Annotated in this window: 21 protein-coding genes and 5 tRNA genes; 11 read left to right on the forward strand and 15 right to left on the reverse strand. The window is 68.9% G+C overall.

Annotation, left to right across the window (positions count from 1 at the left end):
* Positions 1-164: 164 nt before the first annotated feature.
* The 7 genes from ACFYXF_RS09785 to ACFYXF_RS09815 form a co-directional block, all read right to left on the reverse strand.
* Complete coding sequence (locus ACFYXF_RS09785; RefSeq protein ID WP_369037241.1) at positions 165-368, reverse strand: cold-shock protein; 204 nt, start codon at positions 366-368, stop codon at positions 165-167.
* A 466-nt stretch (positions 369-834) separates the two neighbouring features.
* A tRNA-Lys gene (locus tag ACFYXF_RS09790) sits at positions 835-907 on the reverse strand.
* Between the two features lie 120 nt (positions 908-1027).
* Entirely contained in the window at positions 1028-2563 is a 1536-nt protein-coding gene (locus tag ACFYXF_RS09795) for an amino acid permease (protein ID WP_389349046.1), read from the reverse strand.
* 86 nt (positions 2564-2649) lie between these two features.
* Complete coding sequence (locus ACFYXF_RS09800; RefSeq protein ID WP_389349047.1) at positions 2650-4728, reverse strand: LamG-like jellyroll fold domain-containing protein; 2079 nt, start codon at positions 4726-4728, stop codon at positions 2650-2652.
* Positions 4729-4928: 200 nt separating this feature from the next.
* Complete coding sequence (locus ACFYXF_RS09805) at positions 4929-7178, reverse strand: DEAD/DEAH box helicase (protein WP_389349048.1); 2250 nt, start codon at positions 7176-7178, stop codon at positions 4929-4931.
* A gap of 233 nt (positions 7179-7411) precedes the next feature.
* Entirely contained in the window at positions 7412-7975 is a 564-nt protein-coding gene (locus tag ACFYXF_RS09810) for a hypothetical protein (protein WP_389349049.1), read from the reverse strand.
* A 335-nt stretch (positions 7976-8310) separates the two neighbouring features.
* Positions 8311-8661 (reverse strand): metallopeptidase family protein, encoded by a 351-nt coding sequence (locus tag ACFYXF_RS09815; RefSeq protein ID WP_389349050.1) that lies wholly within the window; start codon positions 8659-8661, stop codon positions 8311-8313.
* Between the two features lie 126 nt (positions 8662-8787).
* Between ACFYXF_RS09815 and ACFYXF_RS09820 the strand changes: the two genes are divergently transcribed.
* Together ACFYXF_RS09820 and ACFYXF_RS09825 are read left to right on the forward strand one after the other, a co-directional pair.
* Positions 8788-10392 (forward strand): metallophosphoesterase, encoded by a 1605-nt coding sequence (locus ACFYXF_RS09820; RefSeq protein ID WP_389349051.1) that lies wholly within the window; start codon positions 8788-8790, stop codon positions 10390-10392.
* A 60-nt stretch (positions 10393-10452) separates the two neighbouring features.
* A tRNA-Glu gene (locus tag ACFYXF_RS09825) sits at positions 10453-10525 on the forward strand.
* 81 nt (positions 10526-10606) lie between these two features.
* Here the strand turns inward: ACFYXF_RS09825 and ACFYXF_RS09830 are convergent.
* Together ACFYXF_RS09830 and ACFYXF_RS09835 are read right to left on the reverse strand one after the other, a co-directional pair.
* Positions 10607-10870, reverse strand: coding sequence for a hypothetical protein (locus ACFYXF_RS09830; RefSeq protein ID WP_389349052.1), 264 nt, complete (start codon positions 10868-10870; stop codon positions 10607-10609).
* A gap of 71 nt (positions 10871-10941) precedes the next feature.
* Positions 10942-11313 carry a helix-turn-helix transcriptional regulator gene (locus ACFYXF_RS09835; protein ID WP_389349053.1) on the reverse strand — a complete coding sequence of 124 codons (372 nt, stop codon included), beginning with the start codon at positions 11311-11313 and terminating at the stop codon, positions 10942-10944.
* Positions 11314-11446: 133 nt separating this feature from the next.
* On the opposite strand from ACFYXF_RS09835, the gene ACFYXF_RS09840 reads away from it, so the two are divergent.
* Positions 11447-12169: an ANTAR domain-containing protein gene (locus tag ACFYXF_RS09840; RefSeq protein ID WP_389349054.1), complete on the forward strand. Its 723-nt coding sequence runs from the start codon at positions 11447-11449 to the stop codon at positions 12167-12169.
* A 35-nt stretch (positions 12170-12204) separates the two neighbouring features.
* On the opposite strand, the gene ACFYXF_RS09845 is transcribed toward ACFYXF_RS09840, so the two are convergent.
* Together ACFYXF_RS09845 and ACFYXF_RS09850 are read right to left on the reverse strand one after the other, a co-directional pair.
* A complete protein-coding gene (locus ACFYXF_RS09845) occupies positions 12205-12369 on the reverse strand; it encodes a hypothetical protein (RefSeq protein WP_389349055.1) in 165 nt (54 codons plus the stop codon).
* 143 nt (positions 12370-12512) lie between these two features.
* Complete coding sequence (locus ACFYXF_RS09850) at positions 12513-12704, reverse strand: CsbD family protein (protein WP_389349056.1); 192 nt, start codon at positions 12702-12704, stop codon at positions 12513-12515.
* 302 nt (positions 12705-13006) lie between these two features.
* Between ACFYXF_RS09850 and ACFYXF_RS09855 the strand changes: the two genes are divergently transcribed.
* The 6 genes from ACFYXF_RS09855 (at position 13007) to ACFYXF_RS09880 (ending at position 18647) form a co-directional block, all read left to right on the forward strand.
* A tRNA-Asp gene (locus tag ACFYXF_RS09855) sits at positions 13007-13081 on the forward strand.
* A gap of 31 nt (positions 13082-13112) precedes the next feature.
* Positions 13113-13186, forward strand: a tRNA-Phe gene (locus ACFYXF_RS09860).
* 205 nt (positions 13187-13391) lie between these two features.
* Positions 13392-13631: a hypothetical protein gene (locus tag ACFYXF_RS09865; RefSeq protein ID WP_389349057.1), complete on the forward strand. Its 240-nt coding sequence runs from the start codon at positions 13392-13394 to the stop codon at positions 13629-13631.
* 68 nt (positions 13632-13699) lie between these two features.
* Positions 13700-17722: an ATP-dependent RNA helicase HrpA gene (hrpA, locus tag ACFYXF_RS09870; RefSeq protein ID WP_389349058.1), complete on the forward strand. Its 4023-nt coding sequence runs from the start codon at positions 13700-13702 to the stop codon at positions 17720-17722.
* 94 nt (positions 17723-17816) lie between these two features.
* A tRNA-Asp gene (locus ACFYXF_RS09875) sits at positions 17817-17891 on the forward strand.
* A 579-nt stretch (positions 17892-18470) separates the two neighbouring features.
* Positions 18471-18647, forward strand: coding sequence for a DUF6274 family protein (locus tag ACFYXF_RS09880; RefSeq protein ID WP_389349059.1), 177 nt, complete (start codon positions 18471-18473; stop codon positions 18645-18647).
* 405 nt (positions 18648-19052) lie between these two features.
* On the opposite strand, the gene bldC is transcribed toward ACFYXF_RS09880, so the two are convergent.
* Positions 19053-19259 carry a developmental transcriptional regulator BldC gene (gene bldC, locus ACFYXF_RS09885; RefSeq protein WP_003949541.1) on the reverse strand — a complete coding sequence of 69 codons (207 nt, stop codon included), beginning with the start codon at positions 19257-19259 and terminating at the stop codon, positions 19053-19055.
* A 549-nt stretch (positions 19260-19808) separates the two neighbouring features.
* A complete protein-coding gene (locus ACFYXF_RS09890) occupies positions 19809-20663 on the reverse strand; it encodes a hypothetical protein (RefSeq protein ID WP_389349060.1) in 855 nt (284 codons plus the stop codon).
* Positions 20664-20906: 243 nt separating this feature from the next.
* Between ACFYXF_RS09890 and ACFYXF_RS09895 the strand changes: the two genes are divergently transcribed.
* Complete coding sequence (locus ACFYXF_RS09895; RefSeq protein ID WP_389349061.1) at positions 20907-22007, forward strand: Leu/Phe/Val dehydrogenase; 1101 nt, start codon at positions 20907-20909, stop codon at positions 22005-22007.
* Positions 22008-22295: 288 nt separating this feature from the next.
* Positions 22296-22559 (forward strand): DUF3073 domain-containing protein, encoded by a 264-nt coding sequence (locus tag ACFYXF_RS09900; protein ID WP_105975228.1) that lies wholly within the window; start codon positions 22296-22298, stop codon positions 22557-22559.
* 286 nt (positions 22560-22845) lie between these two features.
* Here ACFYXF_RS09900 and purM read toward each other — a convergent pair whose 3' ends face one another.
* A complete protein-coding gene (purM, locus tag ACFYXF_RS09905; RefSeq protein WP_389349062.1) occupies positions 22846-23925 on the reverse strand; it encodes a phosphoribosylformylglycinamidine cyclo-ligase in 1080 nt (359 codons plus the stop codon).
* Between the two features lie 47 nt (positions 23926-23972).
* On the reverse strand, positions 23973-25502 hold the full coding sequence (purF, locus tag ACFYXF_RS09910; protein ID WP_369037077.1) for an amidophosphoribosyltransferase: 1530 nt from the start codon (positions 25500-25502) through the stop codon (positions 23973-23975).
* Positions 25503-25583: the final 81 nt, after the last annotated feature.

The raw sequence follows: 25583 nt of genomic DNA on the forward strand, positions 1-25583 counted from the left end.
CGATACAACAGATACCAGAGGCGGATACGATATCCAGGGCTTGTTCTCCGCCCACGGACTCCTCGGAGCCGCCTTCTCGCAGGTGAACCCACTGCGAGAAATGCATGCAGCTGGGGCCCGCACCCCGAGGGATGCGGGCCCCAGCTGCACAGTACGCGTCAGCGTCAGGCGAGAACGATGTTCTCAGCCGTCGGGCCCTTCTGGCCCTGCGCGATGTCGAAGGTCACCTTCTGGCCTTCGAGCAGCTCACGGAAGCCCTGGGCGGCGATGTTCGAGTAGTGGGCGAACACATCGGGGCCGCCACCGTCCTGCTCGATGAAGCCGAAACCCTTTTCCGCGTTGAACCACTTCACGGTGCCTGCAGGCATGTCATATCTCCTTCGGGGGCAGTGCATAACGGGATCCACACCGTGCGGACCTCGTGTCGCCGCGATGATTGCCCCGCCCGGAGAAGAAATCCGGAAGTCTAAATTTCGGGAACCACAACTGCAACTGCAACTTTTATCGACAGTAGCACACCGCAACGGCCCGGGTCCGCCAAGAAATTTCCCACTATTTATTGCGGCAAATAACCTGCCCGCGCGTTCCACCAACATCTCAGCTCGCGACCACAGATATCGGGGTGCGCCCAACAGAGGGAGTCACCCGGGCGCTCCTGGACCACCGCACGACACACGTGCTGCGCCGCGCCGTGCCGGAGGACGCGACGGAAGGCGTCCCCGCGCGCCGAGGAGCTGAGCCGAACATGGTTTGGCCACACATCGGGCGGCGACCGCGGCCCTCCGAACACACCTCGACCCCAGGCCGGTTACCTCCTGACCTGGGGTCGAACGGTAGACCCTGTGGGACTCGAACCCACAACCAATGGATTAAAAGTCCACTGCTCTGCCAATTGAGCTAAGGGTCCCAGCGATGTTGCTCCCCCGAGCATAGCCGGACCCGGCCAGGACTCCGATCGGGTATCGGAGACACGGCCGGGTCGCTCCACCGCAGGGCGGCGGCTCGTGCGGAGAAATGGGTGCCCTCGCTACAGATCGACCGGTTCGACCGCCCCTTTGCGAGCCGCCTCCCGCGCCCGGGTCCGCTCGTGTTCCGGGTTCAGGAACCAGTACCGCGCCGAGGCCGCCCACCACACCGCCGCGAAGCCCAGCACCACCAGGACCGCGATCGGGGCGTAGTTGAAGGTCTCCCAGGTGACGGGCGCGACCTGGGGCAGCATGAACAGCACCGTGATCACGACCACCCAGGCCACCGACACCACCCCGATCACCCGCGACCAGCGGCCCAGATGCCACGGCCCCCGCTCGAACGCCTCGCCCTTGCGCAGCCGCAGCAGCGTCGGGATGACGTAGGCGATGTAGAGACCGATCACGGCGATCGAGGTCACGGCCGCATACGCCGTCACGTTGATCAGGTAGGGGAGTCCGAGGACCAGCGCCCCGAACGCCGCCAGCCAGACCGCCGCGACGGGGGTACGGGTGCGGGGGCTGACCGTGTGCCATATGTGCGAGTAGGGGAGGGCGCCGTCGCGGGAGAAGGCGTAGATCATGCGGGAGTTGGCCGTGACCGACGCCATGCCGCAGAACAGCTGCGCCCCGATCACGACCAGCAGGAACAGCTTGCCCGCGGTCGCGCCGAGTGCGTCGAGGAGGATCTGGGCGGGCGGCACGCCGGTCGGGGACGCGAGCGTGTCGTCGTACGACTGGATGGCGAAGGTGAAGCCCAGGAGCAGTACGAAACCCGCTATCCAGGACGTCCAGATCGAGCGGACGATGCCCTTCGGGCCCGCCGTGGAGGCGTCGTGGGTCTCCTCGGTCATGTGTGCGGAGGCGTCGTAGCCGGTGAAGGTGTACTGGGCCATCAGCAGCCCCAGGGCGACGACATACACACTGCTCCCCCAGCCCGTGTTGTTCACGAACTCGGTGAACACGAAGGATGCGGACTGGTGTTCGTCCGGTACGAAGGTCAGCGCCCCCACGATGACGATCACACCCACCACGTGCCACCACACGCTGATGCTGTTCAGCAGCCCCACGATGCGGACGCCGAAGGTGTTGAGGAGGCCGTGCAGGACGAGGATGCCGGCGAAGAGCAGGATCGTGCTGCCCGGGGTGACCTCGAAGTCGAACTGGAGGTTGAGGTAGGCGCCCAGGAAGGACGCCGCCCCGAAGTCGATTCCGGCCGTCACCGCGACCTGTCCGAGTACGTTGAACCAACCCGTGAACCACGCCCAGGCGGCCGCGCTACGAGGAGGAGCGAGTCGGTGGGCCCAGAAGTAGAGGCCCGCGGAGGTCGGATAGGCCGAGCAGATCTCGGCCATCGCCAGCCCGACGAAGAGGGTCATGAGCCCTACGGCGACCCAGCCCCACGTGATCACGGCCGGGCCGCCCGTGTTCATGCCGAAGAGGTAGAGGGTCAGGCAGCCCGACAGGACCGAGATGATCGTGAAGGACACCGCGTAGTTGGAGAACGCCGACATACGGCGGGCGAGGACCTGGGTGTAACCGAGCTGGGCAAGCCGTTCCTCGTCCGACAGCCCAGTCGTTGTGGCGTCATCTGTCATGCCCCCAGCAATTCCCTTGCCGGGGGTATGACATGCGCCACAACGGGATTCAGTTGGCCGGAAATATGTCCGTCCCCGCCCCGCTGTCAGACGTCCGTCGCACCGGCCGCCAATTGAGCCACTTGCGTCGCGGTGAGCGCGCCCGCGTGGACGTGCACCTCGTCGACCGCTCCGGCCAGATAGTCGCCCCAACCCGCCGCACCCTGCGACCGGCCGATCTGCAGATCACCCGTGGCCGTCCAGCCAGGCCGGTACGACGCCCTCGCCGACAGCTGCCCGTCGGCGTAGAGCAGGATCTCGTCGGCCTCGTCGTCGTACACGAGCGCGAGGTGATGGACATCGTCAGGCGAGGCCCACGCGCCGCCCGCCGTGAGGGTGACCGACCCGCCGTCCGCGTCCGTCAGAGCCACCTCCCACTGCTGCGAGGCCCCCGAGTAGCGCACCTCGGCAAGGGAGTTGTCCTCCCCCTGCACCGACAGCACCGCCATCGGCCGGTCCTGCGCCGCCCCGTCGATCCGTACGTGCGCGGCGACCGAGAAGCTGTCGCCGGTGGCGATGCCCTGGCCGTCGGTCGCGGCGAAGTCCCCGTCGCCGTCCAGCAGGAGGTGTCCGGCCCCGAAGATCGGGGACTGGCTCGGCAGGCAGTCCGGGTCGAGCCAGTCGCAGGGGACGTCGTCGCGGTAGATCGTGGCGTCCCCGCCCAGCGTGAGCGGCTGCCCGCCGTCCCGCTCGGGGCTGCTGCCGCCGACCGCCTCGTCGAGGGCCCAGTAGCCCTCGCTCACGGTGGCCCGCTTCGCCGCCCCGGCGGCCTCGGCGCCGACGACGATGCGGTCCCACACGCGTACGCCGGCCAGCGCCCCGCGCCAGTTCCCCGCCTCGCCGGCAAGCGTGCGGCCGATCTGGAGGTCTCCGGGTGCCGAGGAGGCGGTGACGTTCTCGGCCGTGCCGGCCTCCCGCCCGTTCACATACAGCCGAGCCGTGCCGGCCACCGGGTCGTACACCCCGGTGAGATGCGCCCAGTCACCGGCTTCCACCACTCCACCCCGTACGACGGAGCCGCCCACCCCGAACGACCAGGCACCGCCCGCCGTCCCGAGCCCGAAGCCGCCCTGACTGACGGCGGTCATGTCCGCGTCGGCCGACTCCGACCGCACCCAGGCGCTCACGGAGAAGGCCTCACCGGTGTCGACGGCGGGCGCGCCGCTCGTCAGATACGCGGTGTCCGACCCGTCGAGGCCGACGGCCCCCGTCACCGAGGTCCGCGCGGGACCCGCCGCGCCGAACACGACCCCGCCGCCCGACACGGCGGCCCTGCCACCCGCTTCCGCCGAGGCCTCGCTGGACCCGGCCGCGTCGGCGAGCGTCCAGGCGGCGACGGGCGTACGTCCCTCACCCACCCGGAACGAGTAGGTGGCGGTCGAGCTCACGTTGCCGGCCCGGTCGACGGCCTGGACGGACAGCGCGTGGCGGCCCGACGACTGCGGCAGCCAGCGCAGTTCCACCGGCCCGCCGGGCGCGTCCGGTACGGCCGTCTGCTGCGGTCCGCCAAGGAAGTTGTAGAGGTACGACACCGTGTCGTCCGACGTGGAGTCGACGGTAAACGTGCCGTACACGCCCACCCCGTCGGGCCAGCCCTCGTTGTCGTCCGGGTACTCGGGCGAGGACACCGAGGGCTTCGCGGGCGCCTCGGTGTCGTACACGAACTCGCACGGCCCGCTGCCACCGTCGGAACTCCACGGCCCCCACAGCGTGCCGTCGTTCGCCCGCACCCGCCAACTCACCTCGGTGAACGCGGGCACGTCGGTGGGCGCGGTCCAACTGAACGTCGAACCACTGGACTTGGCGGTCGTCTGGACCGTACTGCGCACCTGCCCCGCACCCGAGGCATCCGTCCAGGACACCTCGAACTCGGCGCTCACACGGCCCCCGTCAGGGTCGCGGAGAACCGCCTCGAGCGTCGGCCGCGTACCGACGTACGGCCGGTCCGCACCGCCCACGCACGCCTTGCCCCCGGTGGTCAGTTCGGACAGCGCGGGCTGGGACGGCGGTCTGTTCTCGGCGGCGGCGGCCGCCCATGGCGTGGCGACGACGGCCGACGACGCGAGCGCCACGGCGACGCCGCAGCGGGCGAAGACATGACGAGACAACGGATTCAACGAACTCAACGGATTCCTTCCCCCAGATCCGGCTCCCCGCCGGATCATCCGATTCGCGCCGGAGCGTAACAGCCGCCGCTGACAGGCGAGTTGGGATTTTCGGCCTGCCGGGAGGGCGCGGCGACGGCACGACGAAGGGCCCGTACGACCGAAGTCGTACGGGCCCTTCATGATCAGTCAGCGATCACCCGGTGATCACCCAGCGATGATCAGCCGTTGCGCTTCCAGCGCGGCTTCTCGTCGCGGCGGCCGAAGGAGGAACCGGTGCCCGAGCCGGAGCCCGAACCCGTGCCACGGTGGTCGTCGCGGCGGCCGTACGGGCGGTCATGGCCGCCGGAGCGGAAGCCACCGCCGGTGGGGCGGTCGCCCTGGCGGTCGCGGTTGAAGGGGCGGTCGCTGCCACGGTGACCGGTGGCCGGGCGGTCGTCGCGGCGGAAGCCACCACGGTCACCACTGGCCGGACGGTCGTTGTCGCGGCGGAAACCGCCACCGGCGGGACGCTCGTCACGACGCTCGAAGGAGCGGCCGCCACGGTCGTTGTCACGGTTGAAGCCACCCGACGGGCGGTCGTCGCGGCGGAAGCCACCACGGTCGCCACCGGCGGGGCGGTCGTCGCGACGGAAGCCGCCGCCCGAGGGACGCTCGTCGCGACGCTCGAAGGAACGGCCACCACGGTCGTTGTCACGGCGGTCGTCCCGGCGGAAGCCACCCGACGGGCGGTCGTCACGGCGGAAACCACCACGGTCGCCGCCACCGTCACGACGGTCGTCGCGGCGGAAGCCGCCCGAGGGACGCTCGTCACGACGCTCGAAGGAACGGCCACCACGATCGTTGTCACGGTCGCGGTTGAAGCCGCCCGAGCCCGACGACCGGTCGCGGCGCTCGTAGTTGCCCCGCTCGTCACGCTGCTGACGCGGCTCCTCGCGCACCGGAGCCTCCGCAGCGGCGGCGGCCTCGACAGCAGCGGCCTCGGCCACTGCCGCCACCGCGGCGACGGCCGCCTCCGGGTCCTCGCCCCGCTCGCGAGCCGCACGCGCCGTCAGGCGGTCGGCCTCCTCGCGGAGTTCGGCGGCGCGGCGCGTGGCACGCTCCAGCTCCTTGGTGAGCTGCGAGACCTCACGCTCGGCCTGCTGGGCGGCGTTGCCCGCGGACTCCGCCTGGACCTCGGTCATCGAACGGGCGCCGGTGATCTCGGCCACGTCCGGCTCGAAGGCCGCGCCGCCCTGGATGATGTGACGCCCGGCGTCGACGCCCGCGTCCTCCATCAGCCGGAAGATCTGGCGCCGCTGGTGCGGCAGGGACAGGGAGACGACCGTGCCCGTGCGGCCGGCACGCGCCGTGCGGCCCGCGCGGTGCAGGTAGTCCTTGTGGTCGCCGGCCGGGTCCACGTTCAGGACCAGGTCGATGCCGTCGACGTGGATACCGCGCGCGGCGACGTCGGTGGCGACGAGGACGTTGACGTAACCGTCCTTGAAGTCGGCCAGGGTCCGGGTGCGGGCGCCCTGGGTCATACCGCCGTGCAGGGCGTCGGCCTTGACGCCCGACTCGATGAGCTGTTCGGCGACACGGTCGGCGCCGAGCTGCGTACGGACGAAGATGATCGTGCGGCCCTTGCGGGAGGCGATCGCGGCCGTGACCGGCGCCTTGTCCTTGGGCTTCACGATGAGGATGTGGTGGGACATCGTCGTGACGTTGCCCTGCGCGCTGTCGACCTCGTGCGTGACCGGGTTGGTCAGGTAGCGCTTGACCAGCGTGGAGATCTCGTTCTCCATCGTGGCCGAGAACAGCATGCGCTGGCCGCCGCCGGGGATCTGGTCGAGCAGCTCGGTGACCTCGGGCAGGAAGCCCAGGTCGGACATCTGGTCGGCCTCGTCGAGGACGGCGACCTCGACGTTCTGCAGGGAGCAGGCGCCGCGGTTGATGATGTCGCGGAGGCGGCCGGGCGTGGCGACGAGGATGTCGACGCCGCGCTCCAGGGCGTAGATCTGGTTGCCCATCGACGTACCGCCGCAGACGACCTTCATCTTCAGGCCGACGACGTCGCCGTAGGGCTGGAGGGCGTCCGCGACCTGCATCGCGAGTTCACGCGTCGGCGTGAGGATGATCGCGCGGGGCTTCTTCTTCTCGGTCTGGCCGCCGGTGAGGCGCGCCAGGACCGGCAGACCGAACGAGAGGGTCTTGCCGGAGCCGGTGCGGCCCCGACCGAGGATGTCCTTGCCGGCCAGGGCGTCCGGGATGGTCGCCGCCTGGATCGGGAAGGGGCTGGTCACACCGTTCTGCGCGAGCTTGCGCACGACGTTCTCGGGGAGACCGAGGTCGCTGAAGGTGACCTGCGGCTCGCCGGCCTCGGCGTCGGTGACGTCGGCGGTGGTGTCGGTGTCGGTCGTCTCGACGGCGTCGAGGTCGATGACCTCGTCGTTCTCGGGCACGACGATGTGATCAGTACTGGAAATGGACATGCGAATGCGAAACCTTCCGGAGTCTCGTCGGCACGCGCCCGTCAACTCCGTGATTTCGCAATTCGACCGCCTCAATGCGGTCAGCCACGGCAAGGGAGAGTACGCGCCACACGCGGCGCGTCTATTCAAGGCGCCAGGCAATGGGATCAAACGATCTACCACCATACGCACCCACCACCCCCTTAGGCAAACCGGGTACCGTCCTCGCAGGTCAGCACCGGTCCGCGACCCGCCTAGGCGGGTGTCCCGGCCTCCGGCGCCGGCTCCCGTGTCAGGAGTTGCGGCTGGGCCTGCTGCGGCTGCACCGAGGACGACGGTTCGGCGACCGTCGGCTCCGGTGAGGGCGGCGGCGGTGTGGGCGATTCCACAGGCGGCTCCGGTTCCGGCTCGGCGGTCTTCGTCGGCGTCGGCTGCGCCTTGGTCGGCGTAGGAGCCCCAGGAACCACGGGCCCGGCACTGCCACCACCACCCGGCTTGGCGGGTGCCGACGCGGGCGCGCTGTGCCCGGCGGACGGCGAGGCGCCGGGAGAGACAGGCGCCCCACTGGCCCCCTTCGAGTCCCCCTTGCCCTTCCCGTGCCCGTGCTTGCCGCCGCCGTCGGACCCGCCGGCCCACCCGGAACCACCACCGCCGGTCACCGCCGTACCCCCATCGGGCGCCTCGCCGCCCTTCTGCCCCGCGGAGTGGGAGGGCTTGACCCGGCCGCCGTCGTCGTCACCCACGCTCATACAGCCGGCTGCGGCTGCGACGGCCACGACGGTGGCGGCCAGTCGGACAGGTACATGCAAGGGGCGCACGGGCAGCCACCTCCGGTGGAGAGTCGAGGAGTCAACGTGCTCAACTCCCGTCGCCCACAAGAAGACACGCGCCCCGCGTCAGCCTCCGCACGCCCCGGCCGCAGCCGCCGGGCGAACATGGCATCCCGGCATCAGCCGACGCCTCGCCCGGCCGCGATGCGCAGCCGGGCAACGCCACCCGGAACGGGCCACATCCAACGCCCCGGCCCACCGACCGTGCCCCCGGCAGGTGAACCCGCCACCCCTGCCACCAGGCGAACGTGACGCCCAGGCACCAGACAGAGCAGGCGACCAGCACCGGCCCGGACCGGCTAGAACTGACGTCCCCGGCCCCCTCAGCCGTACCCCAGGGCATGCAGCCGCTCGTCGTCGATCCCGAAGTGGTGGGCGATCTCGTGGACGACGGTCACCTCGGTCTCCGCGACCACGTCGTCCCGGGTCTCGCACATGCGCAGGGTCGGTCCCCGGTAGATCGTGATCCGGTCGGGCAGCACCCCCGCGTACCACTCCCCGCGATCGGTCAACGGCGTCCCCTCGTAGAGCCCGAGCAGCTCGGGCTCGTCCGTCGGGGGCTCGTCCTCGACGAAGACCGCGACGTTGTCCATCAGCCGCGTCAGCTCAGGCGGAATCCGGTCCAGCGCCTGGGCGACCAGTTCCTCGAACTCCTCGCGCGTCATCTCCAGCACACGCCCATTGTCCGGTACGAGTCGCCCGTACGGGGGTTACGGACCCGGCCGTACGGGGTCACCGCCCCCGCAGTACGAGGGTCACCGCCCCGCATAGCCGCGCCGCGCCCTGGGCATACGGGACCAATGGCACGCGTACCCGCCAACACCCCGCACCCCCGAAACACCCGCACCACCGACCCCCGCTCGCTCACCCGCCCCCTGACCGCCCTCACCGGCCGGTATCGCGCCCGCCGCGCGCATCCGGCCGCCGAGCTGGTCCATCCGCCGCACCCCTGGACCCGCACGCTGGGCCTGGTCGCGGTGGTCCTTCTGGGTGCCTGGCTGGGGCTGCTGATCGTCGGCAACGTACGCGCGCCGGTCGGCCCGATGAACACGACGATGACCCTTCGTCCCTCCCTCACCGGCGGCACGAAGATCAACGTCTCGCCGCTGGGCGCCCTGGAGCTGAGCAGCCACACCGCGCCCGTCCGCCTCGACGTCAACGTCGACCAGCTGGACCCGGTCCGCGCCCAGGCCCTCGTCGACCATCCCGAACGTCTGTCCGGCCTCCAGGACGAGGTGGCCCAGGACGTCGGCCACGGCACCCTCGACCTGGCCGTACGCTCATGCGTGGCCGTCGTCTCCGGAGCCACCGCTCTCGGCCTCGCGGTCTACCGCCGCCCCCGCCGCGCCCTCGCGGCCGGCGGCCTCGCCCTGACCCTCCTACTGGCGTCGGGAGCGACGGCGTACGCGACCTGGAACCCCAAATCGGTCCTGGAACCGAAGTTCTCCGGGCTCCTCTCCTCCGCCCCCTCCCTGGTCGGCAACGCGCGCAGCATCGTCACCGAATTCGACATCTACCAGAAGGAGTTGGCGCGTCTGGTGACGAACATGACGAAGCTGTACGACGTCACGTCCACGCTCCCGACCTACCAGCCGGACCCCGCCACGATCCGGGTCCTGCATGTCTCGGACATCCATCTCAACCCGGCGAGCTGGAAGATCATCGCGTCGCTGGTGGAGCAGTACAAGATCAACGTCATCGTCGACACCGGCGACACCATGGACCACGGCACGGCGGCCGAGAACGCCTTCCTGGACCCGATCAAGGACCTAGGGGCCCCGTACGTCTGGGTCCGGGGCAACCACGACTCGCAGCTCACCCAGCGCTATCTGCAGCGCATGAAGAACGTGCACGTCCTGGACGACGGCAACTCGGTCACCATCGGCGGGCTGCGCTTCGCCGGCATCGGCGACCCGGCGTTCACCCCGGACCGCTCGGCGGGCGAGGAGGACGGCGGCCAGGACCAGAAGGTGGCGGGCGACCGGCTGGCCTCGGCCATCCGCGACCAGCGGACCCTGGGCACACCGGTCGACATCGCGATGGTCCACGAGCCGGACGCGGCCCGGCGGACCGACGGCGTGGTCCCTCTCGTCCTGGCCGGACACCTCCACCACGCGGAGATGGAGGTCATGAAGAACGGCACTCGGCTGCGTATCGAGGGCTCGACCGGCGGCAGCGGGCTGCGCGCGCTGGAGAAGCGGAACCCGGACCAGATCGAGACGTCCGTCCTCTACTTCGACCGCGACACCCGTCGCCTCCAGGCATGGGACGAGATCAAACTGGGCGGCCTCGGACTGACGACGGCGGAGGTGAGCCGCCATCTCCCGAAGGAGAACCAGCCGGGCGCGACACCGGTTCCCTCACCCACACCTTCACCCTCGCCGTCCGCCACCCCGAGCCCGTGAACGAGCACGTAAACCGTTTTGGCGAACCTCCCCGCCATCACCTATGCTTCTCGCGGCCCCGCCCTCATCGTCTAGCGGCCTAGGACGCCGCCCTTTCAAGGCGGTAGCACGGGTTCGAATCCCGTTGGGGGCACTTGTAAGTACGGTTGGCGGCATCCCGAGTTCGTGGGGTGGCCGCCATTTCGTGCTTCTGGGGACTCCGCGGGACCGGCTGTCAGGCGGACGGCTCGTCGGGTACGGGGTGCTCTGGGCGCCCGCTGCCGGAGTGCAGGGCGCCGCGCCTGCCCGTACCGGCCTCGTCCGTGTCGGGGATCTCCGGATCGGGCCGCTCGTCCGCCGCCGGATCCTGGTCGGCCGGCTCCCAGGGGTCGGGGTCGCCGTCGGCGCCGGCCTGCTGGTCGGGCAGATCCCTGGGGACAGGCTTCGGCCGCGCCTTGTCCCCATCCTCCCCCGGGGTTTCCGTGCGGTAGTCGCTCACAGCGCTGTCCCTTCGTCGGCGGGTCCGTAACGGTCGGGACGCGGGTACCCACGAGGGACTCGCTCAACGCGTCACGCGTCGTCCTCGGGGCTTCGCGCGTGCGGGGCCGTCGACTGCAGCTCGCGCTGGCCCTCCCCGTGCTCGGCGTCGTGCCGGGCGAGGAGCGACAGCAGCCGTGCCACGGTCAGCCCCTCGTCGGCGGGGTGCCGCAGGATCGTCCCGTCCTCGATGCGATACGCGTTCGAGCGTCCCTGACGGGTGTGGGTGAGATAACCGGCCGACTCCAGATCCGAGACGATCTTCTGTACGGCCCGCTCCGTGAGCCTGCACCGTGCGGCGATGTCGCGGATCCGGGTGGTGGGATCCTCCGCGATCGCGGCCAGCACGCGGGAATGATTGGTGAGGAACGTCCAGCCGGTGTGCGATTCGGGTACTCCAGGCATGCCGCCAGGATAGGCCGATCGATTCACGCATTCAAAAGGCCGAACTTCATTTCATGTATCTCTTGACGTATGAGACCCTCCGGACCGAACCTGAACGCAGCAGGCACGGACCGATGCCTACGGAGTGGCCGCGATGTCAGAACGTGGAGTTCCTACTCAGCTCACCGGGGCCCCGCCGCTGGAGATCGAGACACGCCCCTCGGACCACGGAACGCTCGTCGTCGTGTCCGGAGCGATCGACCTGGTCACGGAACAGGCCCTGCACAACGGCCTGCGCCAGGCCCTCGCCCGCTCGGACCGCGGCATCGACCTCGATCTGACCGGCGTCGACTTCTGCGACTGCTCCGGCCTGAACGTCCTGCTGCGCCTCCGCGGGCACGCCCTCGACGAGGGCAAGACCATCACGGTACGGGCGGCCGGCACCGCGGTGCTGCGGCTGCTGTCGCTCACCGGCACGCTGCCGCTGTTCATCGCCACCGGCGAGGACGAGGCGGAGGACGAGTCGGAGGACGAGGAAACCGGGGCGGAGATCACCTCGCTCGGTTCGCTCGGTTCGCCTGGTTCGCTCGGTGAGGTGGACCAGGATCTGCGTATCGAGGTGGTTCAGCTGAGGCGGGCCATGCAGACGCGGCCGGTCATCGATCTGGCCCGGGGCGTTCTCATGGCGTCCTTCGGTCTGAGCGCCGACGACGCCTGGCAGGTGCTGGTGTCGGTCTCCCAGAACACCAACACCAAGCTGCACGAGGTGGCCGACAGTCTGGTCGGCGCTGTCACGGGCGACGACGTCCCCGAGTCGTTCCAGGGCCAGATCGCCGAGACGGTCACCAGACTCCGGGCAACGCCGGAAGACCAGTGACCGTTGCCAGTCCTCGTCAGCCCTTGTCAGCCTCTTCAGTCCTCGCCCCGGATGATGTGGCTCTCCTGGTCGGGACTCTCCGGCTCACGCTCGCCGGCACGCTGGGAGTGCCGGGCGCCGGGCAGTGCGACCGGCTCGTTGTCCCCGGTCGTCGTGGCCTCGTGCTCCAGGCGGATGTCCGTACTGGTGCCGGGTTCCATGAGGGAGGCACCTCCTAGGTTCTCGAATGGGCCTTCCGAGTACCCGGCACGCGTCGAGCAAACGGACCGCGCGGCGATCCCAGCGGATTGATTCGGCGGGTTCATTCGGGGGCACGCGAGGAGGGATTCGGGAGGCAGCGGACTCAGCCGCGGTCCCGCCTCGCCGAGCGCGTTGCCTTCTCGGCCCGCTCCTGGGCCTTGCCCTTGATCTTCTTGGCCTCACCGCGAGCCTGCTCCAGCTTGCCTTCCATCTCCTGCTCTCGGTCGCTGGTGGCCTTGCCGGTCATTTCCTTGGCCTTGCCCTTGATCCTGTCGGTCCGACCTTTGTCGACCATGACTCCTCCTGGGGATGAGGGTGGGGGCAGAGGGGACGGTGAACGCCCTGATGCCCGTCGACCTCATCGCCGGGTGCCCCACCATCTCCGCGGCCAAACTCGGCGGCGCGCGAGGCCGGCGGGACACCCGGCGAGCCGGACGGCATGCCCCTCCACCTGCGTTGTCGTGCGGTTGTCGCGTGCGCGGAGCATCGCCCGTGGTCTGATACGCTTTTCCAGCGACTTCGGCCCGCCAGCCAGCCGGGAAACACGTTGGGAGCACACGACACGGTGTGCAAGACTTACGTCGCACACAACAGCAAGGTCCTGTGGAGCAGTTTGGAGTGCTCGCCACCCTGTCAAGGTGGAGGCCGCGGGTTCAAATCCCGTCAGGACCGCTGAGGTTACATGTTTCACGTGAAACCTCGTGGCTGGGTAGCTCAGTTGGTACGAGCGATCGCCTGAAAAGCGATAGGTCGCCGGTTCGACCCCGGCCCCAGCCACAATCCGAAGGCCCCGTCCATAACGGACGGGGTCTTTGTCGTGTCCACGGTTGGCAGGGGGTTGCGGGCGGCGCTAGGTTCTGGCCGGTCGGGATAGTGCGGTGAGGGGTAAGGCGGGGCGGGGACGATGACGCAGGGCGGGGCAAGAGTCAGGCAGGATCATGACGCGCTGGAGAGGAGCCGGGCGCTGTATGGGCTCCTGGCGGTGATCATCAGCAATGTCGCCATATCCGGGGTGGCGATCGCCGGTGTGTGGCGTCTGCACGGGGACTCGGCGGTGGTCGTCGGCATCCTGACGGCGGCGTTCACATCTGTCAGCACAATGACGACCGCGTATCTGAGCATCAAGGCGGTGTCCAACACCGCGAAGACGATTGCGCTTGGGGACACGGGGCGGCGAAGCACGGAGACGGTGGAGACGGTGTCTGGGGCGCCCGGGGTGTGAGGGATGCGGCTCGGGCGAGGCAAAAGGGTTCGCCAGGAAATTGGGCGAGGTGAGATCCTGGATCGCGTATGTCTACGCACCCTGCCTCCGCCCCCGGCCCCGCCGCTCCCGCCCTCGGCGATCTCGCCCCCCGCCTGACCGAGCTGTCCCTGCGCGACGCGCACCGGCTCGGGCGCAGGCTCGAAGGTGCGCGCAAGATCCGTAAGCCGGAAGCCCGTGCCGCCGTCGTCGCCGAGATCGAGGCCGAAGTCGCCAAGGGTGAGGTGCGGATGGCCGAGCGGCGCGCACGTGTGCCCTCCGTCAGCTATCCCGAGCAACTGCCCGTCAGCCAGAAGAAGGACGTCATCGCGGACGCCATCCGCGATCACCAGGTCGTCATCGTGGCCGGTGAGACCGGGTCCGGCAAGACCACCCAGATTCCGAAGATCTGCGTCGAGCTGGGGCGTGGCGTGCGCGGCATGATCGGGCACACCCAGCCCCGTCGTATCGCCGCCCGTACCGTCGCCGAGCGCGTCGCCGACGAGCTGGACACGCCCCTCGGCGAAGCCGTCGGCTGGAAAGTGCGGTTCACCGACCAGGTGAACCCGGACGCCACCTTCATCAAGCTCATGACCGACGGCATCCTGCTCGCCGAGATCCAGACCGACCGCGAGCTGCGCGCCTACGACACGATCATCATCGACGAGGCACACGAGCGGTCCCTCAACATCGACTTCCTGCTGGGGTATCTCGCCCAGCTGCTGCCCAAGCGGCCGGATCTGAAAGTCGTCATCACCTCTGCCACCATCGATCCCGAGCGTTTCTCCCGGCATTTCGGGGATGCGCCCATCGTCGAGGTCAGCGGCCGTACCTACCCCGTCGAGGTCCGGTACCGGCCCCTTCTCGAAGAGGACAGCGACGACTCCGACCGCGATCAGATCACCGCCATCTGCGACGCCGTCGAGGAGCTTCAGGGCGAGGGCAAGGGCGACATCCTCGTCTTTCTCTCCGGTGAGCGAGAAATTCGCGACACCGCCGACGCGCTCACCAAGAAGAACTATCGGTTCACCGAAGTCCTGCCCCTCTACGCCCGGCTCTCCCACGCCGAGCAGCACCGCGTGTTCCAGCAGCACACCGGGCGCAGGATCGTTCTGGCGACCAACGTCGCCGAGACCTCACTCACGGTGCCGGGCATCAAGTACGTCATCGACCCGGGCTTCGCGCGTATCTCCCGCTACAGCCATCGCACCAAGGTCCAGCGCCTCCCCATCGAGGCGATCTCCCAGGCCAGCGCCAACCAGCGCAAGGGCCGCTGCGGACGCACCAGCGACGGCATCTGTATCCGGCTGTACTCCGAGGACGACTTCCTCGCCCGCCCGGAGTTCACGGACGCCGAGATCCTCCGTACGAACCTCGCCTCCGTCATTCTCCAGATGACCGCGGCCGGGCTCGGCGAGATCGAGAAGTTCCCCTTCATCGACCCGCCGGACCACCGCAACATCCGCGACGGCGTCCAGCTGCTCCAGGAGCTGAACGCCCTCGACCCGGCCCAGAAGGACCCGAGGAAACGCCTCACGGACACCGGGCGCAAGCTCGCCCAACTGCCCGTCGATCCCCGCCTCGCCCGGATGGTCCTGGAGGCCGACAAGAACGGCTGTGTGCGCGAGGTCATGGTGATCGCCGCCGCGCTCTCCATCCAGGACCCGCGCGAACGCCCCGCCGAGAAGCAGACACAGGCCGACCAGCAGCACGCCCGCTTCCGCGACGAGACGTCCGACTTCCTCGCGTTCCTCAATCTCTGGCGGTACGTCCGTGAGCAGCAGGCGGAGCGCGGCTCGTCCTCGTTCCGGCGGATGTGCAAGCAGGAGTACCTGAACTTCCTGCGCATCCGCGAGTGGCAGGACATCTACAGCCAACTCCGTACCGTGGCCCGCCAGATGGGCATCCACCTCAACGAGGACGACGCCCCCGAGCAGAGCGTCCACGTCTCCCTCCTGGCCGGCCTCCTCTCCCACATCGGGATGAAGGACACGACAGCGACGACGAAGGCCACCGGAGCTTCCTCCGCGACCGGCGACAGCCCCCGCGCCACCGCCTCCGGCAAGAACGAGTACGTCGGTGCCCGCAACGCCAAGTTCGCGATCTTCCCCGGGTCCGCCCTGTTCAAGAAGCCCCCGCGCTTCGTGATGTCGGCGGAGCTGGTGGAGACCTCGCGGCTGTGGGCCCGCGTCAACGCGCGCATCGAACCCGAGTGGGTCGAGCCCCTCGCCGAGCACCTCCTCAAGCGCACGTACAGCGAGCCGCACTGGGAGAAGGACCAGGCGGCGGTGATAGCGTACGAGAAGGTCACGCTGTACGGCGTACCGATCGTCGCGCAGCGCAAGGTGAACTACGGGCGGATCGACGCGGAGGTGTCCCGGGAGCTGTTCATCCGGAACGCGCTGGTCGAGGGCGACTGGCGGACGCACCACAAGTTCTTCGCCGACAACCGCCGACTCCTCACCGAGGTCGAGGAGTTGGAGCACCGGGCCCGGCGCCGGGACATCCTCGTCGATGACGAGACCCTCTTCGACTTCTACGACCAACGAGTTCCCGAACACGTCGTCTCCGGCGCCCACTTCGACTCCTGGTGGAAGCACAAGAGGCACGAGGAGCCCGAACTCCTCGACTTCGAGCGGGCGATGCTCATCAACGAGCGCGCCGGTGACGTCAGCAAGGACGACTATCCGGACACCTGGCATCAGGGCCCGCTCAAGTTCCGGGTGACGTACCAGTTCGAGCCAGGTGCGGACGCGGACGGTGTGACCGTCCACATCCCGCTCCAGGTGCTGAACCAGGTCACCGACGAGGGCTTCGACTGGCAGATCCCAGGTCTGCGGGAGGAGTTGGTGACGGAACTCATCCGCTCCCTCCCCAAGCCGATCCGCCGCCACTACGTCCCGGCGCCCAACTTCGCCAAGCGCTTCCTGGACACCGCGACACCCCTCCAGGAACCGCTGACCACCACCATGGCCCGTGAGTTGAGGCTCATGGTCGGCGTCCCGTTCTCCGCCGACGACTTCGACCGGGACCGGGTCCCCGACCATCTCCGCATCACCTTCCGGATCGTCGACGAGCGGCGCCGCAAGCTGGCCGAGGACAAGGATCTGGAGGTGCTGCGTCTCCGGCTCAAGCCGAAGGCGCGCCAGGCCATCTCCCAGGCCGCCGCTGCCACCGCGGAGCGCGCCGGCGGCGAGTCCCTGGAGCGGACGGGCCTCACGGACTGGTCGATCGGGACCCTCGCACCCCTCTTCGAGACGCGCAGAGCCGGCCAGCCGGTGAAGGCGTACCCGGCACTGGTCGACAACGGCGACACCGTCTCCGTACGCCTCTTCGACACCGAGGCGGAGCAGCAGCAGGCGATGTGGAAGGGCTCCCGGCGGCTCATTCTGCGCAACATCCCGGTCAACCCTGCGAAGTTCGCTTCCGAGAAGTTGACGAATGTTCAGAAGCTCGCGCTGTCCGCGAATCCGCACGGTTCGATCCAGGCCCTCTTCGACGACTGCGCGATGGCCGCGGCCGACAAGCTGATCGCCGATTTCGGCGGCCCCGCGTGGGACGAGGAGTCGCACCGGAAGCTGTACGACAAGGTCCGCGCGGAGATCGTCGACACGACGGTCCGTACGGTCGGCCAGGTGCAGCAGGTGCTGGCCGCCTGGCAGGCCTGTGAGCGCCGCCTGAAGGGCGTACGGAGCGCTGTGCTGCTGCCGAACCTGACGGACGTACGGAAGCAGCTGGACGCCCTCGTACGGCCCGGCTTCGTGACCGCGGTCGGGCTGCGCCGGCTGCCCGACCTGATGCGCTACCTCGTCGCCGTGGACCGGCGCCTGCAGCAGATGCCCACCAACGTCCAGCGGGACACCACCCGCATGGAGAAGGTGCACGAGATGCAGGACGAGTACGCGTGGCTGCTTGAGCAGCTGCCGCAGGGGCGCCCGGTGCCCTCTGCGGTCACGGACATCCGCTGGATGATCGAGGAGCTCCGCGTCAGCTACTTCGCCCACGCGCTGGGCACGGCGTACCCGGTGTCGGACAAGCGGATCGTGAAGGCGATCGACGCCCAGGCGCCGTAACGCCCCCGGCACGCTGGGTGAGTTCGACCCTGGGGCCACCCTCCTGTACAGTCTCTTTTCGCAGCACAGCGCAGCGTCAAGTGCCGCGAAACCTGGTCCTGTGGAGCAGTTTGGAGTGCTCGCCACCCTGTCAAGGTGGAGGCCGCGGGTTCAAATCCCGTCAGGACCGCAGTGAAGGGCGAGGCCCGCATCCGGCGAACGGACGCGGGCCTTTCGCATGTCGCGGGCACCGCCTCCGACCTGCTCGTCGGCCTGTCAAGGTGGAGGCCGCGCCCGCGGCGGAGCCGCAATCAGATGCAGCAAATCCCGTCAGGACCGCAGTGAAGAGCGAGGCCCGCATCCGGCACACGGACGCGGGCCTTTCGCATGCCGCGGACACCGCCTCCGACCTGCTCGTCGGCCTGTCAAGGTGGAGGCCGCGCCCGCGGCGGAGCCGCAATCAGATGCAGCAAATCCCGCCAGGACCGCAGTGAAGAGCGAGGCCCGCATCCGGCACACGGACGCGGGCCTTTCGCATGCCGCGGACACCGCCTCCGACCTGCTCGTCAGCCTGACAAGGTGGAGGCCGCGCCCGCGGCGGAGCCGCAATCAGATGCAGCAAATCCCGTCAGGACCGCAGTGAAGTACGAGAGGGCCCGAGTCTCACGACTCGGGCCCTCTCGCGTTGTCGCCTTATTGACGGCACCGCCCTCCCCAGGTACCCAGAGAGCAGGGCCCTCGTTGCCCTGTCCCCTTCTGGAGGTGGCGTATGGCGGCGTCCACGCGGCGGCATGAGACGCGTGCTCTGCTTCGGGCACATCTGTCGGCCGCCAGCGGGTACCGCCATCTCACGCGGCACTGTCCGATCTGCCATCGGTTACTGCGGCTCGCCATGGAACCCTCCGAGGCGGACGAGGCACCCGGTGCCAACACCACGCCCCAATAGCACTACTGCTGCTCCGTCAACAAGGCGTGCAGCGTGTGACGGGTGTCACCGCATGAGTTTTCAAAAGGTGGGTTCTTACCCACCTCCTACAACCGGTCAATTTAATATGTGCAATTGCACCGGTCTCCTCAGACTCCAACAAGCCCGCTCACAGCACCACGTGCCACCCCGCACGATGGGCACAAAAAAGATCGCGCTGGACCCGGCGGAGTCCAGCGCGATCTCTACGACGCACGCTTGAAGCTATGGAACTGACGGAACTGCCTTGAGCGTCAGGCCTGTTGGGGCAGACCCACGTCGTTGAAGCTGTTGGTGCTGTTGCTACTGCTGTTCTTGCTGGTGTTGCCGCCGGACGGCTCGGCCGATAGTTGGGGGACCTGCCGAAACGTCCGACTATTCAGTTGGTCAGGCCTCGCTGCGCTGCTGCGGAATGCCCGCAAGCAGAGCGCGAACCTCGGCCTCGCGATAACGGCGGTGTCCGCCGAGCGTGCGAATGGATGTGAGCTTGCCGGCCTTCGCCCACCGCGTGACCGTCTTGGGGTCGACGCGGAACATGGTGGCGACCTCAGCCGGGGTCAGCAGCGGCTCGGCATCAGGGGTGCGAGCGGTCATGAGCGGCCTCCTCGGGAGAACCGAACCTTCTCGGTTCATTCCTCTAAATTCTGCACCTTGACCCGCGTTGCCCGAAATGGCGGACGCGGGTCGAGTCGGTTATAGGACGAACGGCTTGTCCTCGGCACTACAACTACACCATCTGTCCAACCGCGTAGGCCAAACCGATGGAATTGCCCTCCCAGGTGTCCATCGGCGACGGAAGCCAATGGACCATGCCATAGCGGACAGTCACGCCACTGTGACGATCAGTCACAGTGGCGATCAGGAGTCACGAGACCCCCCATAGCGTGCAATGCAGAGATTCCACCCATAGATGGGCAGATAGAGCCTCCCCCGGACTCCTTGTCCTATTTTGGCACGAGGAGGGGCAAGGGACGCAAGCCACCTGTACGTGCGGTCCGTCACGCTTGACACAAACGCCCGGATCGGGACCTACGTCCCACGGCAGCCCCAAGAGCGTCCCACAAAAATGGAACTCACGTTCCAGGGAGTCCTTTTTTGACGAACCGTCAGTTCCGAGCCGTCGGTTCCGAACCGGATCGTCGGTCAGTTCGCCGACCGCCGGTCCCGCACCGCCCGCCACCGGTCCACGAGCCGCCCGTACGCCTCCCCGGCCGCCTCGCCGTCCCCGTCGCGCAGCGCCTCGATGCCCTCGGCCACGTCCGCCGCCGAGTGGTCCCCCGCCAGCTCACCGGCCGGCAGCACATGCACGAGCCCGCCGTAGTCCAGCTCGACCAGTGACCGCGGATGGAACTCCTCCAGCCACCGCCCGACATCCTGCAGCCCGTCGATGAGCGGCCCCTCGTCGAGGGTGTCCCGCAGGGTCCGCAGCCCCCGCGCCACGCGCCGCCGCGCCTGGACCATCGGCGTCCGGTAGCGCAGGACGGGCGGCGCCGCGCCCTCGTCGGCGCCCGAACCCCTGTCGTACTCGCGCTCCTCGTCGGAGACCAGCACGAACCAGTTCAGCGGCACCTCCCAGGTCGCCGTGCGGATCCATGGGCGGGCGTCCGGGTTGCGGGTCAGCCAGCGCTCGTAGTCCTGGGTGGCCTGATGGCGTACGAGAGGCGGCAGAACCGCGTCCAGGACCGGCGCGGGCAGTTCCCCGGCCAGCTCGCCCAGCGCCTGCCAGCCGCGCAGCCTGGTGCGCCAGGGGCAGACGCAGACCACCCCGTCGACCTCGGTCACGAACGCGTCGGCGCTCTCGTGCACCGGCACCGCGACCGGCGGGGTGGGCAGCAGGTCGGCCAGGGAGCGGCGCAGTTCGTCCTGGTACGAGGGCCGGTCGGGCCGCCGGGCGTAGCGCGCCCAGTGGCCGCGCTCCGGCTCCGGGAAGGCCGCCAGCGGCTCGTAGACGCGCAAGTAGGACGCGTACGGAACGATCACCGAGGACACCTTGGGCACGCCTGCTCCCTCCCCCTTGGACAGCCGGGAAAACCCCGGCAAGCAGCGGAACCAGCACACAGCAGCACGGGAAAATTATGCAAACCGTCATACGGTCCCACGTCACCCGTGGGTGATCCTTGGCACTGCGGGGACGGTTGGCGTACGGAGGCCGGGGAGGGGCTTTACTCTCATGCCCACGGAGGCCCGCCACCCGTACGGGCTCCAGCCCCGACCGCCGCTACTTACCCTGGAGTCACCACAGTGACCGACGTAACCGGCGCGCCTGCTGATGTACTGCACACCCTGTTCCACTCGGACCAGGGGGGTCATGAGCAAGTCGTGCTCTGCCAGGACCGGCCCACCGGCCTCAAGGCCGTCATCGCCATCCACTCCACCGCCCTGGGCCCCGCGCTCGGCGGTACCCGCTTCTACCCGTACGCGAGCGAGGCGGAGGCCGTCGCCGACGCGCTGAACCTCGCGCGCGGGATGTCGTACAAGAACGCCATGGCCGGTCTCGACCACGGCGGCGGCAAGGCCGTGATCATCGGCGACCCAGACACCATCAAGAGCGAGGAACTGCTCCTCGCGTACGGCCGGTTCGTGGCCTCGCTCGGCGGGCGGTACGTCACCGCGTGCGACGTCGGGACGTATGTCGCCGACATGGATGTCGTCGCGCGCGAGTGCCGCTGGACGACCGGGCGGTCCCCGGAGAACGGTGGCGCGGGCGACTCGTCCGTGCTGACCGCCTTCGGCGTCTACCAGGGGATGCGGGCCTCCGCCCAGCATCTGTGGGGCGATCCGTCGCTGCGCGGTCGCCGCGTCGGCATCGCGGGCGTCGGCAAGGTCGGCCACCACCTGGTCCGGCATCTTCGCGAGGAGGGCGCCGAGGTCGTGATCACGGACGTACGGGAGGACGCCGTACGTCGGATTCTGGCCACCCACCCCGACGGCGGGGTCACCGCCGTGGCCGACACCGCCGCGCTGATCCGGACCGAGGGGCTGGACATCTACGCGCCCTGTGCGCTGGGCGGGGCGTTGAGCGACGACACCGTGCCCGTGCTGACCGCCAGGATCGTGTGCGGCGCGGCCAACAACCAGCTCTCGCACCCGGGCGTCGAGAAGGACCTCGCGGACCGGGGAATCCTCTACGCGCCCGACTACGTCGTGAACGCCGGTGGCGTGATCCAGGTGGCCGACGAACTGCACGGGTTCGACTTCGAGCGGTGCAAGGCGAAGGCGGCCCGGATCTTCGACACCACGCTGGCCATATTCGCACGTGCGAAGACGGACGGGATTCCGCCGGCCGCGGCGGCCGACCGGATCGCCGAGCAGCGGATGGCGGAGGCCCGGCGGAACCGGTAGGTCCACGGAGCGCGGAGGTACCTGTCGGCGGGGTGTTGGAGAGAACTCTCACTCCCGTCGGCGGGTCGGCCGCGAAGAAGTGGTTAAAATCGCGGTTGACCAGCGGGGACAGGGCACCTCGCGGGTTCTGGGCATCGGCACGTGCTGCGGGCGACGTACCGTATGGGCGTGGGCTCAGGTACCGTGGAAGCCCTACGGACCGGTCTCTCTGCGGAGAGCCCGTTCCAGATCATGAACGCGTGTCAAGACTCTGGGGCCACCGAGCCCCGTATCCGAGGGGGTCGAGCCATGGGGCGCGGCCGGGCAAAGGCCAAGCAGACGAAGGTCGCCCGCCAGCTGAAGTACAGCAGCGGCGGGACTGACCTCTCGCGTCTGGCCAATGAGCTGGGCGCTTCGACTTCGAGCCAGCCGCCGAATGGCGAGCCGTTCGAGGACGACGACGAGGAAGAAGACGACCCGTACGCTCAGTACGCGGATCTGTACAACGACGACGATGAGGATGAGGACGACCAGTCCTCAGGCCCCTCGTCGCAACAACGCCGTGGGGCTTGACGTTTTACGTCTGCCTGCGGCGCGCTGAACATGTCGACACAGATCCTGTACCTGTAGGCATCAGCTGCACCTCTCCCGGTCCGGGGCGTTTCGCCGGACCGGGTTTTGGTGCGTTGCCGCTCCGCTTGGGTTGGGCGGGGGCGCCTAGTGGGTCGGGGGTGCTGTGGGTTGGCGGCTTTCGGTGCGTTGTGGCTGATCGCGCAGTTCCCCGCGCCCCTGACGGCCGGCGGCTGCGCCGCCTGGCCGTCCCCCCAGCCGTCCAAGCCGTCCTGGGCCTCCTGGGCGATTAGTTCCGTGCATAGTCGTCTACCAGCTCTGCGCCCGTTTTGTGGTCGCCTCGGTCGGTGATCTCGCCTGCTACCCAGGCCTCTACGCCTCGGTCCGCCAGGGTGGTCAGGGCTGCGTCTGCTGAGTCCTCGGGGACGATGGCGATCATGCCTACGCCCATGTTCAGGGTCTTTTCCAGCTCCAGGCGTTCGACGGAGCCTGTCCTGCCGACGAGGTCGAAGATCGGGGCCGGGGTCCAGGTGGAGCGGTCGACGATCGCGTGGAGGGTGTCCGGGATCACACGGGCCAGGTTGGCGGCCAGGCCGCCGCCGGTGATGTGGGAGTAGGCGTGGACGTCGGTAGTCCGGGTGAGGGCCAGGCAGTCCAGGGAGTAGATCTTGGTGGGGACCAGGAGTTCCTCGCCGAGAGTCCGGCCCAGCTCGTCGATGTGCGCGTCCAGGGACAGGCCCGCCTGGTTCAGGAGGACATGGCGGACGAGTGAGTACCCGTTCGAGTGAAGCCCGGAGGCCTCCATGGCGATGACCGCGTCACCCGTACGGATGCGATCCGCGCCGAGCAGCCGGTCCGCCTCCACGACGCCCGTACCGGCGCCGGCGACGTCGAAGTCGTCCGGACCGAGCAGACCGGGGTGTTCGGCCGTCTCGCCGCCGACCAGAGCGCATCCGGCCAGTACGCAGCCCTCGGCGATGCCCTTGACGATCGCGGCGACGCGCTCGGGGTGGACCTTGCCGACGCAGATGTAGTCCGTCATGAACAGCGGTTCGGCGCCGCACACCACGATGTCGTCCATCACCATGGCGACCAGGTCGTGGCCGATGGTGTCGTACACGCCGAGCTGCCGGGCGATGTCGACCTTCGTGCCGACGCCGTCCGTCGCGGAGGCGAGCAGCGGGCGCTCGTAGCGCTTGAGGGCGGAGGCGTCGAAGAGGCCGGCGAAGCCGCCGAGGCCGCCGAGGACCTCGGGGCGCTGCGTCTTCTTCACCCACTCCTTCATCAGCTCGACGGCGCGGTCGCCCGCCTCGATGTCGACGCCGGCGGCGGCGTAGGAAGCACCGGAGGCAGAGTTGGTCTCTGGCATTGCCTGGGATCTTTCAGGTTGATGTGAAGCAGGAGCCGGAAGAGGGCTTACGGGCGACGGATCGCGTCGGCCGCGGCCGTGGCGGCGGGCCCTGCGGCCAGCTCGGTCTCCAGGAGCTGCTTGCCGAGCAGTTCGGGGTCCGGGAGGTCCATCGGGTACTCGCCGTCGAAGCAGGCGCGGCACAGGTTCGGCTTGGCGATGGTGGTCGCCTCGATCATGCCGTCGATGGAGATGTACGAGAGGGAGTCGGCGCCGAGCGAGGTGCCGATCTCGTCGATGGTCATGCCGTTGGCGATCAGCTCGGCGCGGGTGGCGAAGTCGATGCCGAAGAAGCAGGGCCACTTGACGGGCGGGGACGAGATCCGGATGTGGACCTCGGCCGCCCCGGCCTCGCGGAGCATGCGAACCAGCGCGCGCTGGGTGTTGCCGCGCACGATCGAGTCGTCGACGACGACCAGGCGCTTGCCCTTGATGACTTCCTTCAGCGGGTTCAGCTTCAGCCGGATACCGAGCTGCCGGATCGTCTGGGAGGGCTGGATGAACGTACGTCCGACATAGGCGTTCTTGACGAGGCCGGCGCCGAAGGGGATTCCGGAGGCCTCGGCGTAGCCGATCGCGGCCGGGGTGCCGGATTCCGGGGTCGCTATCACCAGGTCGGCCTCGACAGGGGCTTCCTTGGCGAGTTTCCGACCCATCTCCACGCGGGAGAGGTACACGTTCCGGCCGGCGATGTCGGTGTCCGGGCGGGCGAGATAGACGTACTCGAAGACACAGCCCTTGGGCTTCGCTTCCGCGAATCGGGAGGTTCGCAGGCCGTTCTCGTCGATGGCGACGAACTCGCCCGGCTCGATCTCGCGCACATAGGCGGCGCCGCAGATGTCGAGGGCGGCGGACTCGGAGGCGACGACCCAGCCGCGCTCCAGGCGGCCGAGGACCAGCGGGCGGATGCCCTGCGGGTCGCGGGCGGCGTACAGCGTGTTCTCGTCCATGAAAACGAGCGAGAAGGCGCCCTTGACCTGCGGGAGTATCCGCGCGGAGGCCTCTTCGATGGTGAGGGGCTTGCCGTCGTCGTCGTTCTGGGCGGCCAGGAGGGCCGTCAGCAGATCGGTGTCGTTGGTCGCCGCGACGCGCGGAGTGCGGCCGTCGTGCTGCTTGGGCAGGTCGGCGACCATCTCGGCGAGCTGCGCCGTGTTGACGAGGTTGCCGTTGTGGCCGAGGGCGATGGAGCCGTGGCCGGTCGCGCGGAAGGTGGGCTGGGCGTTCTCCCAGGTGGAGGCGCCGGTGGTCGAGTAGCGGGCGTGACCGACCGCGATATGCCCCTGGAGGGCGCCGAGCGAGGTCTCGTCGAAGACCTGGGAGACGAGGCCCATGTCCTTGAAGACAAGGATCTTGGAGCCGTTGCTGACCGCGATTCCCGCGGATTCCTGGCCTCGATGCTGTAGGGCGTAGAGCCCGAAGTAAGTGAGCTTGGCGACCTCTTCGCCGGGGGCCCAGACCCCGAAGACGCCGCAAGCGTCCTGGGGGCCTTTCTCGCCGGGGAGCAGATCATGACTGAGTCGACCGTCACCACGTGGCACGGCACCGAGTGTAGGCGAGATCGACCACTGGTCCGAATTAGGGAATGCGACTGTGACACGGGGGCGCCGCACGGCCGTGGA

The sequence above is a fragment of the Streptomyces sp. NPDC002680 genome (genome assembly GCF_042889145.1).
Taxonomy (GTDB): Bacteria; Actinomycetota; Actinomycetes; order Streptomycetales; family Streptomycetaceae; genus Streptomyces; species Streptomyces adonidis.

What these genes read in the sequence shown, in the direction of transcription:
- ACFYXF_RS09785 (WP_369037241.1), bottom strand. Translation starts at nt 368, where the DNA reads ATGCCTGCAGGCACCGTGAAGTGGTTCAACGCGGAAAAGGGTTTCGGC.
- ACFYXF_RS09795 (WP_389349046.1), bottom strand. Translation starts at nt 2,563, where the DNA reads ATGACAGATGACGCCACAACGACTGGGCTGTCGGACGAGGAACGGCTT.
- ACFYXF_RS09805 (WP_389349048.1), bottom strand. Translation starts at nt 7,178, where the DNA reads ATGTCCATTTCCAGTACTGATCACATCGTCGTGCCCGAGAACGACGAG.
- ACFYXF_RS09820 (WP_389349051.1), top strand. Translation starts at nt 8,788, where the DNA reads ATGGCACGCGTACCCGCCAACACCCCGCACCCCCGAAACACCCGCACC.
- ACFYXF_RS09835 (WP_389349053.1), bottom strand. Translation starts at nt 11,313, where the DNA reads ATGCCTGGAGTACCCGAATCGCACACCGGCTGGACGTTCCTCACCAAT.
- ACFYXF_RS09840 (WP_389349054.1), top strand. Translation starts at nt 11,447, where the DNA reads ATGTCAGAACGTGGAGTTCCTACTCAGCTCACCGGGGCCCCGCCGCTG.
- ACFYXF_RS09845 (WP_389349055.1), bottom strand. Translation starts at nt 12,369, where the DNA reads ATGGAACCCGGCACCAGTACGGACATCCGCCTGGAGCACGAGGCCACG.
- ACFYXF_RS09850 (WP_389349056.1), bottom strand. Translation starts at nt 12,704, where the DNA reads ATGGTCGACAAAGGTCGGACCGACAGGATCAAGGGCAAGGCCAAGGAA.
- hrpA (WP_389349058.1), top strand. Translation starts at nt 13,700, where the DNA reads ATGTCTACGCACCCTGCCTCCGCCCCCGGCCCCGCCGCTCCCGCCCTC.
- ACFYXF_RS09880 (WP_389349059.1), top strand. Translation starts at nt 18,471, where the DNA reads ATGGCGGCGTCCACGCGGCGGCATGAGACGCGTGCTCTGCTTCGGGCA.
- bldC (WP_003949541.1), bottom strand. Translation starts at nt 19,259, where the DNA reads ATGACCGCTCGCACCCCTGATGCCGAGCCGCTGCTGACCCCGGCTGAG.
- ACFYXF_RS09900 (WP_105975228.1), top strand. Translation starts at nt 22,296, where the DNA reads ATGGGGCGCGGCCGGGCAAAGGCCAAGCAGACGAAGGTCGCCCGCCAG.
- purM (WP_389349062.1), bottom strand. Translation starts at nt 23,925, where the DNA reads ATGCCAGAGACCAACTCTGCCTCCGGTGCTTCCTACGCCGCCGCCGGC.